Source organism: Mesorhizobium sp. M7A.F.Ca.US.006.04.2.1 (assembly GCF_004022915.1).
In the GTDB taxonomy this organism is placed as follows: domain Bacteria; phylum Pseudomonadota; class Alphaproteobacteria; order Rhizobiales; family Rhizobiaceae; genus Mesorhizobium; species Mesorhizobium ciceri.
The window spans coordinates 1-9,596 of the sequence record NZ_RZQA01000146.1; the positions used below are offsets into that span (position 1 = coordinate 1).

9 protein-coding genes are annotated in these 9,596 nt (G+C 62.8%); 1 reads left to right on the plus strand and 8 read right to left on the minus strand.

The annotated features are described in order from the left end of the window. The 8 genes from recJ to EN925_RS10645 all read right to left on the minus strand — a co-directional run. On the minus strand, positions 1 to 1,763 hold a 1,763-nt coding region (gene recJ, locus EN925_RS10610; protein WP_128336518.1), incomplete at its 3' end, for a single-stranded-DNA-specific exonuclease RecJ. Between the two features lie 178 nt (positions 1,764 to 1,941). After that, the gene (locus EN925_RS10615) at positions 1,942 to 2,175 is read right to left on the minus strand and encodes a DUF6434 domain-containing protein (RefSeq protein ID WP_063167872.1); all 234 of its coding nucleotides are present in this window, start codon (positions 2,173 to 2,175) and stop codon (positions 1,942 to 1,944) included. A 73-nt stretch (positions 2,176 to 2,248) separates the two neighbouring features. Then, positions 2,249 to 3,232: a class II fructose-bisphosphatase gene (gene glpX, locus EN925_RS10620; RefSeq protein WP_013531987.1), complete on the minus strand. Its 984-nt coding sequence runs from the start codon at positions 3,230 to 3,232 to the stop codon at positions 2,249 to 2,251. 204 nt (positions 3,233 to 3,436) lie between these two features. After that, positions 3,437 to 3,604 carry a Thivi_2564 family membrane protein gene (locus EN925_RS10625; RefSeq protein WP_013531988.1) on the minus strand — a complete coding sequence of 56 codons (168 nt, stop codon included), beginning with the start codon at positions 3,602 to 3,604 and terminating at the stop codon, positions 3,437 to 3,439. Between the two features lie 71 nt (positions 3,605 to 3,675). Beyond that, the gene (locus EN925_RS10630) at positions 3,676 to 4,032 is read right to left on the minus strand and encodes a hypothetical protein (RefSeq protein ID WP_024505708.1); all 357 of its coding nucleotides are present in this window, start codon (positions 4,030 to 4,032) and stop codon (positions 3,676 to 3,678) included. A 133-nt stretch (positions 4,033 to 4,165) separates the two neighbouring features. After that, a complete protein-coding gene (locus EN925_RS10635; protein WP_013531990.1) occupies positions 4,166 to 5,479 on the minus strand; it encodes a homoserine dehydrogenase in 1,314 nt (437 codons plus the stop codon). 47 nt (positions 5,480 to 5,526) lie between these two features. Continuing rightward, positions 5,527 to 6,744 (minus strand): LL-diaminopimelate aminotransferase, encoded by a 1,218-nt coding sequence (locus EN925_RS10640; protein ID WP_013531991.1) that lies wholly within the window; start codon positions 6,742 to 6,744, stop codon positions 5,527 to 5,529. Positions 6,745 to 6,788: 44 nt separating this feature from the next. Further along, positions 6,789 to 7,181, minus strand: a complete 393-nt coding sequence (locus tag EN925_RS10645) for a hypothetical protein (protein ID WP_063167871.1) — start codon at positions 7,179 to 7,181, stop codon at positions 6,789 to 6,791. A gap of 97 nt (positions 7,182 to 7,278) precedes the next feature. Here EN925_RS10645 and phaC point away from each other — a divergent pair, with 97 nt between their 5' ends. Continuing rightward, on the plus strand, positions 7,279 to 9,114 hold the full coding sequence (gene phaC, locus EN925_RS10650; protein ID WP_127366348.1) for a class I poly(R)-hydroxyalkanoic acid synthase: 1,836 nt from the start codon (positions 7,279 to 7,281) through the stop codon (positions 9,112 to 9,114). The last annotated feature ends 482 nt before the right edge of the window (positions 9,115 to 9,596 follow it).

Here is a 9,596-nt window from a genome sequence, read left to right on the forward strand (position 1 = left end):
ATACGAAACTGAACGGTGCGGTTGCCGTTCCAGTAATTTCCTGAGAGCGAACCGGCGACGTGGATTGTCTTGCCCCGGTTCTTGAACAGGAATTCGCCAAGCGCGGTATCGACGGCGCGAAAGGCGATCGCCTGGATCCGGCCGCCGCTTTCCGATTGCAGCTCGACGCGGATGTGATTGGTGCCGACCGGCCGCGCATCGGCCAACCGGTGGCGCGGCAACGCGAAAACAGGGGCCACGTGCCCGGCACCGAAAGGTCCGGCTTGTTCCAGCGCGTCGAGCAGGCTGAGTGTCGCGCCTTCAGCGGCAAGCGCACCGTCTATGGCCAGGCTTTCCTCGCCCTGCAGGCGAAACACGTCGGCTGCCGCCCGCTCTTCGAAAAAAGCCCTGAGCTCACCAAGCCTCGCCCGCTCGACGGTGATGCCCGCCGCCATGCCATGCCCGCCACCCTTGACGATCAGACCGGCAATGGCCGCCTCGCGCACCAGCCGGCCGAGGTCGAAACCCGAGACCGAGCGGCCCGAGCCGGTGCCGATGCCGTTGGCGTTGAAGGCGATGGCGAAGGCCGGCCGGCGGGCATGATCCTTCAGCCGTGAGGCGAGCAAACCGACGATGCCCGGATGCCAGCTGTTGCTGGCGGTGACGACGATAGCCGGGCCATTGCCGCCGGCGAGCTCCGCATCGGCCTCGGCGCGCGCCGCCGCGAGCATCTCCTGCTCCATCAGCTGCCGTTCCTGGTTGAGCCGGTCGAGCGTCTCGGCAATGGTGCGCGCCTCGACCGGGTCGTCGGTCGCAAGCAACCGGCTGCCAAGTGCGGCATCGCCGATGCGTCCGCCGGCATTGATGCGCGGGCCGATCAGATAGGCCAGATGGAAGGTGCTGATCGGCTCGCCGATGCGCGACACCCGTGCCAGTGCCGCGAGCCCTTCGTTCTTCTGCTGGCGCGCCATCTGCAGCCCCTTGACCACGAAGGCACGGTTGACGCCGGTCAGCGGCACCACGTCACAAACGGTGGCCAATGCCACGATATCGAGCAGCGAAAGCAGGTCCGGCGGCGTAGCATCGGCCATGCGGCTACGCAGGATCCTGGCCGTCTGCACAAGGGCGAGGAAGACCACGCCGGCGGCACAGAGATGGCCCTGCCCGGAAAGGTCGTCGTCGCGATTGGGATTGACGACAGCGATTGCCGCCGGCAAGGCACCGCCGACCTGGTGGTGGTCGAGCACCACGACATCGGCCCCGGCCTCATTGGCGGCATCGATGGAAGCGGCGCTGTTGGTGCCGCAATCGACGGTGACGATCAGTGTCGCGCCACGCGAAACAAGTTCGCGCATGGCGTCGGGGTTGGGGCCATAGCCCTCGAAAATACGATCCGGGATGTAGATTTCCGACGGCACCGAGAAATGCGTGAGGAACCGCTTCAGCAAGGCCGACGAGGCGGCGCCGTCGACATCATAGTCGCCGAAGATCGCCACCTTTTCCCTGGCCATCACCGCGGCGGCGATCCGGGCCGCCGCCCTGTGCATGTCGGTCAGCGATGCCGGATCCGGCAGAAGATCGCGGATCGTCGGATCGAGAAACCGCTCGGTCTGCTCGGCGGTGACGCCGCGGCCGGCAAGCACCCGTGCTACGATATCGGGTACCCCGTAGCCTTGCGCGATGGCGAGCGCGATCATGTCCTGCCGCTCGGTCAGCCGGTGCTCCCAGGAAACCCCTGATACCGACTGCCTGACATCGAGGAAGAGGCGCTTTTCGCCGGTCATACGCTTTGCCAACTCATCGTTGGCCGCACGATAGTGCATGTCGCCCAAAAGTGCGCAGCGGTTTTGGGGCGACGACCTGCATTGGCAACGATTTAAATCGTGTCACGTTCATGCGACGCTCTATAGGCCAAAGGCAGGCAAAGCCAAGCGATTCACGGTGTGCGCCGTCCGGGAAGTGTCAAGAAAACTGCGCTTTCCGCTTTTCAGCCTGGCGCCGAAGCCATTCGTCGGCCGCATCGCCCATCGTCGTTTCCACACCGTCCTTGAGCCAGGCCATGAAAGGCCGGTCGAAGCTGAATGCGTAGCTGCATTCCCGGATGAGAAAGCGACGCACATTCTGGGTGTTGCGATAAGACTGCGTGATGGCGGTGGCGCGCGAGATCGGATCCGCGTGCCAGTCGAACGGTTTCATCGTCAAATCCTTGCAGCCAATATCGGGTGCGCCCGAATGGCTAACAATTGCAAGGTGGCTTCGCAAGCAAGCGTCAGAACTTATCCAGGTCCTGATGGCGTGCCTTGATCTCGCGCACCGTCCGCGACGACGAGCGCAGCACGATCGTGTGGGTGGTGATGTAATTGTGGCCGAACTTGACGCCAGCCAGCATGTTGCCGTCGGTGACACCGGTGGCCGCAAACAGCACATCGCCGCGCGCCATGTCCTCCGTCCGATAGACCCGTTTCGGATTGGAAATACCCATCTTTGCCGCGCGAGCAACCTTTTCCGGTGTGTCGAGGATCAGCCTGCCCTGCATCTGGCCGCCGGTGCAGCGCAGCGCGGCGGCGGCCAGCACGCCCTCGGGTGCTCCGCCAGTGCCGAGATAGATATCGATGCCGGTTTCTTCCGGATCCGTGGTGTGGATGACGCCGGCGACATCGCCGTCGCCGATCAGCCGGATCGCGGCACCCGTGGCGCGCACGGCATCGATCAGCTTGGCATGACGTGGCCGGTCGAGGATACAGGTGGTGATGTCCGAAATAGCCACGCCCTTGGCGCGGGCGAGGCTGGCGATGTTTTCGGCCGGTGAGGCATCGATATCGATGACGCCGTCCGCATAGCCCGGACCGATGGCGATCTTGTCCATGTAGACATCGGGCGCAAACAGCAGGCTGCCCTTTTCGGCGATGGCGATGACGGCGAGCGCATTGGGCAGGTTCTTGGCGCAGATCGTCGTGCCTTCGAGCGGATCGAGCGCGATATCGACCGCCGGACCTTTGCCGGAGCCGACTTCTTCGCCGATATAGAGCATCGGCGCTTCATCGCGCTCGCCCTCGCCGATCACCACCGTGCCCCTGATGGAAAGCCGGTTGAGTTCCTGGCGCATGGCATCCACGGCGACCTGGTCGGCCGCCTTTTCGTCGCCGCGCCCACGCAGCCTGGCGGCCGCGACGGCGGCCCGTTCGGTGACGCGCACCAGTTCCATGGTGAGTATCCGGTCAAGGCCGGCGACGATGTTCTGGGCCACATTCATCTGGTGATTTCCTCGTTGGCAATGCGGCCTCCCGCCGGAGGCGGGCCTGTTTTGTCAAACGAGCATGACAACGGCAAGACCTGCCACGAATATTATCGAATATCCAACAATATCAATCGATTAAACTACGTCTTGAAACACGACCGGCCCGATCGCCACGCGCCGGGCCAGTCTTAAAACGGTGAGAATGGCGGCCTTCGCGGCCTAAAAAACCGCGAGGTATTTGAGCAGCGAAATGATGCCGATGATGATGACGATGACCTGAACTATTTGTCTCATCCGGCCATCGAGCGGCAGGCGTTGAACCAGATAGAGAACGAGGATGATGACGAGGAATGTGATCAGGATGCCGATCAACGCTGACGAAGCCATGGTGTCCTCCTTAAAAGTGATTTGCTGAAAACAATAGAAAAGGCCGGAAGCCCGGCCCTATTGCGCTGCGGTCAATACCAGCGGCGGGAGGTATCGTTCGTCGATTGAGCAATGGCGAAGCCGGCCAGAAAGCCGAGCAGGCCGATCACGCCGACCAAAGCTGTCGTCGTACCAGGATTCTCGCGCGCGACTTCCGAAACAGCCTGGGCTTGGCTGCGCAGTTGTTGCGCCGTACGCGAAGCGCGGTTCGCCGCGGTGTCGTACAACTCGGACGCCTGTTCGCTGGCGTCATCGAGCATCTCCGCGCCCCGCGCCGAAATGCTCTTGTTGATCTTGGTGATCTCCTTGCGCAGTTCGGCAATCTGCTTTTCCAACGTCTTCTGGATGTCGTCGATATCGGGGGTGTCGGATTTGTTGGTGTCAGCCATGAAGCGGTTCCTCTGGTTGGTGACCAAGAGAACGGCGTCGACGCGAATTCGTTCCGGTCTGTGGCAGCTGCCTGCCTCCAGACCGGACCTCAATGCCTGCGGAATTCTTGTCCCGCGCGACTGTCGGACAAAGCTACCCTGCCCGTTCGATGCGGATGACCTGCGGTTTGTCGGTCAGATGTCCGTCCTTGGTGATGCCGTCTACCGCCTTGCGAACGGCGGCCTCCGTCGTCTCGTGGGTGACAAGGATCACCGTCTTCTGTGCCGCCGCCTCGCCGTTGACTGCGTGCTGGACGATCGATTCCAGCGAGATGTCATTGTCGGCCATGCGCTTGGCGATTGCCGCGAACACGCCGATGCGGTCGTGCACGGTCAGCCGGATGAAATAACCGCCGGCATGGCTGCGCATCTGCGCCTTCTTGTAGGGTTTCAGCTCCTTGGCCGGCCGGCCGAAGACCGGACCATGCTGGAAGCCTGGCCGGCTCTTGGCGATGTCGGCGATGTCGCCGATGACGGCCGATGCGGTGGCGTTGCCGCCCGCACCGGGGCCGGACAGCAGCAGCTCGCCCAGAATGTCGGTTTCGATCGCCACCGCATTGGTGACGCCATGCACCTGCGCGATGACCGATGCGGTCGGCACCATCGTCGGATGCACGCGCTGCTCGATACCGCTCTCGGTGCGCTGGGCGACACCCAGCAGCTTGATCCGGTAGCCGAGATCGGCGGCCGCGCGGATGTCGGCTTGGGTGATGTTGGAAATGCCTTCCATGTAGATGTCGTTGGCGGCGATCCTGGTGCCAAAGGCAAGGCTGGTCAGGATCGACAGCTTGTGCGCCGTGTCGTGGCCCTCGATGTCGAAGGTCGGATCAGCCTCGGCATAGCCCAGCCGCTGCGCGTCCTTCAGGCAAGCATCGAACGAGATGCCCTCGGCCTCCATGCGGGTCAGGATGTAGTTACAGGTGCCGTTGAGGATGCCGAACACGCGGGTGACCGAATTGCCGGCCATCGCCTCACGCATCGTCTTGATGACGGGAATGCCGCCCGCCACCGCCGCCTCGTAGTTGAGAAGCACGCCCTTCTTCTCGGCGATCTCGGCCAGCGCCACGCCATGCTTGGCCAGCAGCGCCTTGTTGGCGGTGACGACGTGACGGCCGGCTTCGAGTGCCGTCTTCACCGATGAGCGCGCCGGGCCCTCGTCGCCGCCGATCAGTTCGACGAACACGTCGATTTCTGCGGTCTGGGCCATCTTGACCGGATCGTCGAACCACTTTGCAGAGCTCAAATCGACGCCCCGATCGCGCTTGTGGTCGCGCGCCGAGACGGCGGTGACGATCACGTCACGGCCGCACTGGCGGGTCAGTTCCACCGCTTTGTCGCGCAGCACGCGCGCCACCGATGCACCGACCGTGCCGAGGCCGGCAATTCCAACACGCAATGCTTCAGCCATGTCCGGCGACGTCCCTCAAAGTCAGATCGAATTTGCGTGCGGCAAGCTTACCGGTGAGCGGAGAGCGGCACGACATTGTTGGGCTGCTTGGCGCTGGTCGACAGGAAGCGCTTGATGTTGCGCGCCGCCTGCCGGATCCTGTGCTCGTTCTCGACCAGAGCAACGCGCACGAATTCGTCGCCATGCTCGCCGAAGCCGACACCGGGCGCCACGGCCACGTCGGCATGTTCGATGAGCAGCTTGGAGAATTCGAGCGAGCCGAGATGCTTGAACGGCTCCGGGATCGGCGCCCAGGCGAACATCGATGCCGCCGGTGCCGGAATGGTCCAGCCGGCGCGGCCGAAGGCGTCGACCATCACGTCGCGGCGCTTGTGGTAGATGTCGCGTACCTCGGCGATGTCGGCGCCGTCGCCGTTGAGCGCGTGTGCCGCCGCCACCTGGATCGGCGTGAAGGCGCCGTAATCGAGGTAGGACTTCACCCGCGTCAGCGCCGAGATCAGCCGCTCGTTGCCGACGGCAAAGCCCATGCGCCAACCGGGCATGGAGAAGGTCTTCGACATGGAGGTGAATTCGACGCAAACGTCGATCGCGCCAGGCACCTGCAGCACCGAAGGCGGCGGATTGCCGTCGAAATAGATCTCCGAATAGGCAAGGTCGGACAGGATGATGATGTCGTTCTTCTTGGCGAAGGCGACCACATCCTTGTAGAAATCGAGCGAGGCGACCAGCGCTGTCGGGTTCGACGGATAGTTGAGGATCAGCGCCAGCGGCTTCGGGATCGAATGCTTGACACCGCGCTCGAGCGCCGGAATGAAACCGTCGTCCGGCTCCACCTGCAGCGAGCGGATGACGCCGCCCGACATGATAAAGCCGAAGGCATGGATCGGATAGGTCGGGTTCGGGCACAGGATCACGTCGCCGGGCGCGGTGATCGCCTGCGCCATGTTGGCGAAGCCTTCCTTCGAACCGAGCGTGGCCACCACTTGCGTGTCGGGGTTGAGCTTCACGCCGAAGCGCCTGCCATAGTAGGCGGCCTGGGCGCGGCGCAGGCCCGGAATGCCGCGCGACGAGGAATAGCGATGCGTGCGCGGGTCGCGCACGACCTCGCACAATTTGTCGACGATAGCCTTGGGCGTCGGCAGGTCCGGATTGCCCATGCCGAGGTCGATGATGTCGGCGCCACGCGATCGGGCGCTGGCCTTGAGCCGGTTGACCTGCTCGAACACGTAAGGCGGAAGCCGGCGAACCTTGTGAAATTCTTCCATGGCAGTTCCAGACAGCGAAGGGGTGTTGGGCGCGCGCTATATACTTATTTGCAGGTAGGGTCGAGGGCGGGGTCGCATTTGGCTTCGATCTGCTTCAGCGTTTCGTCGCCATGCTTCTTGGCCAGATCCGTCAGCGCCGCCTGGTTGACGACCTTGGGGCCGCCGCCCTTTGCCGCCTGCGCATTCTCATCCGCCTTCAATTGCGCGAGCTTGGCGTTCTTCTCGGCTTCGGTGAACTGCGGCGCCGCCACTTGCGGCTTGATGTTCAGGTTCGGGAAGGTGCCGGTATCCTTCGGTCCCGCACCCACAGCGACAGGCGTCGGGCCATTCGTGTTGGTGCTCGAGCACCCGGCAATGCCGATGAGGACGATCGCCGCGCCGATGCGGCAAAAACGTCCGGCACCGAAAAAAACAGTCTCGCCAATATTAATCGTCATATTGTTTCCTTGGCAGCCGAGGTAGAGCGAGATTGGCCCGGTCGGATGTCCCATGTTAATATGTCAAGAAAAGGCCTCGGGAGGAACCCCGCCAACCATGTCCAAAACACCCGATTCGGGCAAAGCGGAAGATGACCAGCCTTCGACCGTCGAGCAATATCTGGTGAAGGACCCGGAACGCTTCGCCCTGAACATGGCGCGCATGATCGAGCAGGCCGGCAAGGCCGCTTCCGCCTGGGCCGAGCCGCGTGAAAAAGGCGACGTGCGCGACCATGTGGCCGAGCCCGTCGTCGATATGGTGAAGACCTTTTCCAAGCTCAGCGAATACTGGCTTGCCGATCCGCAGCGCGCGCTGGAAGCGCAGACGCGGCTGTTCTCCGGCTATATGACGGTCTGGGCCAACGCCATTCAGCGCACCAGCAACGCCGCGCAAGACACCGAAGACGCGGTCAAGCCGGAGCGCGGCGACAAGCGCTTCCTCGACCCGGAATGGGGCCGCAACGCCTTCTTCGATTTCCTCAAGCAGGCCTATCTCGTCACCTCGCGCTGGGCGGCCGATCTGGTCGAGCACGCCGAAGGTCTTGACGAGCACACCCGCCACAAGGCCGGCTTTTACGTCAAGCAGGTGTCCAACGCCATCTCGCCGTCGAATTTCATCCTGACCAATCCGGAACTGTTCCGCGAAACCGTCGCCTCGAACGGCGAAAACCTGGTGCGCGGCATGAAGATGCTGGCCGAGGACATCGCCGCCGGCAAGGGCGACCTGAAGCTGCGGCAGGCCGACTACTCGCCCTTCGAGATCGGCAGGAACATCGCCACCACTCCCGGCAAAGTGGTCGGCCGCAGCGACGTCGCCGAAATCATCCAGTACGAACCGGCGACCGAGACGGTGCTCAAGCGGCCCCTGCTGATCTGCCCGCCATGGATCAATAAATTCTACATCCTCGATCTGAACCCGCAGAAATCCTTCATTCGCTGGGCGGTTGAACAGGGCCACACCGTGTTCGTCATCTCCTGGGTCAATCCGGACGAGCGCCACGGCACCAAGAGCTGGGAAGCCTATATCCGCGAGGGTCTGCAATACGGCCTCGACACGGTCGAGAAGGCCATCGGCGAACGCGACGTCAACGCGATCGGCTATTGCGTCGGCGGCACGCTCCTAGCGGCGGCCCTGGCGCTGATGGCGCAAGAGGGCGACGACCGCATCAAGTCGGCGACCTTCTTCACCACGCAGGTCGACTTCACCTATGCCGGCGACCTGAAGGTGTTCGTCGACGAAGAACAGGTCGCGGCAGTGGAAAAGTCGATGAGCGAAAAGGGCTATCTCGACGGCACCAAGATGGCGACCGCCTTCAACATGCTGCGCTCAGGCGACCTGATCTGGCCCTATGTCGTCAACAACTACATGCGCGGCAAGGATCCCCTGCCCTTCGACCTGCTCTACTGGAATGCCGATTCCACCCGCATGGCCGCAGCCAACCACTCTTTCTACCTGCGCAACTGCTATCTTGAGAACAACCTTTCGCAAGGCACGATGGAACTGGCGGGCCGCACGGTCTCGCTCGGCGACATCACCATCCCGGTCTACAACCTCGCCTCCAAGGAAGATCACATCGCGCCGGCGCTTTCGGTGTTCCTCGGCTCGAAATATTTCGGCGGCACGGTCGAGTATGTGATGGCGGGGTCGGGCCATATCGCCGGTGTCGTCAATCCGCCGGCATCCAACAAATACCAGTATTGGACCGGGGGTACGCCGACGGGCGACTTCAGCCAGTGGATAGCCAATGCCACCGACCATCCAGGATCCTGGTGGCCGCACTGGCAAGGCTGGATAGAGGCCAAGGACAACACCCGCGTGCCTGCCCGCAAACCGGGCAAGCATATGAAAACTTTGGGTGATGCTCCGGGCACCTATGTGAAGGTCCGTGTGTAACGGACTGTAATGTGTGGTGAGTTGACGGGCCGCCAAAAGCGGGCGAAATGGTGTCGTCAACCATCAAGCGGCCGTAATTCGGCAATCACTGCAAAAATACTTCCAGGCTTGCGGATTTGACACAGGTCTCGTTTCCGGATCGGAGACAAAGGTCACCTTGGCAGCGACGCATGCATGCCGCGCCAAGATATGCCGACCGGACATCGAGGGGGAATTTGAGTTTGAAATCAGCAGGATGGAGCCTCGCAAAGGGAGAACGCCGCGCCATTGTGGCAGCGCTCTGCTCCTTGCTTCTGGCCTCCTGCACTTCGGCTGGCGACCCGGCAATGTCGGTCGGAATGCCCGGCTACAATGCCACCGCATCGGATGTAAACGCGGCCTCCAGCGGCAAGGCGATCGCCGCCTCCGATTCGTCTGATGTCACGACGGAGCAGACGACCGTGATGACGGCAAGCGACACGGCGCTGCCTGAAAAGGTCGCC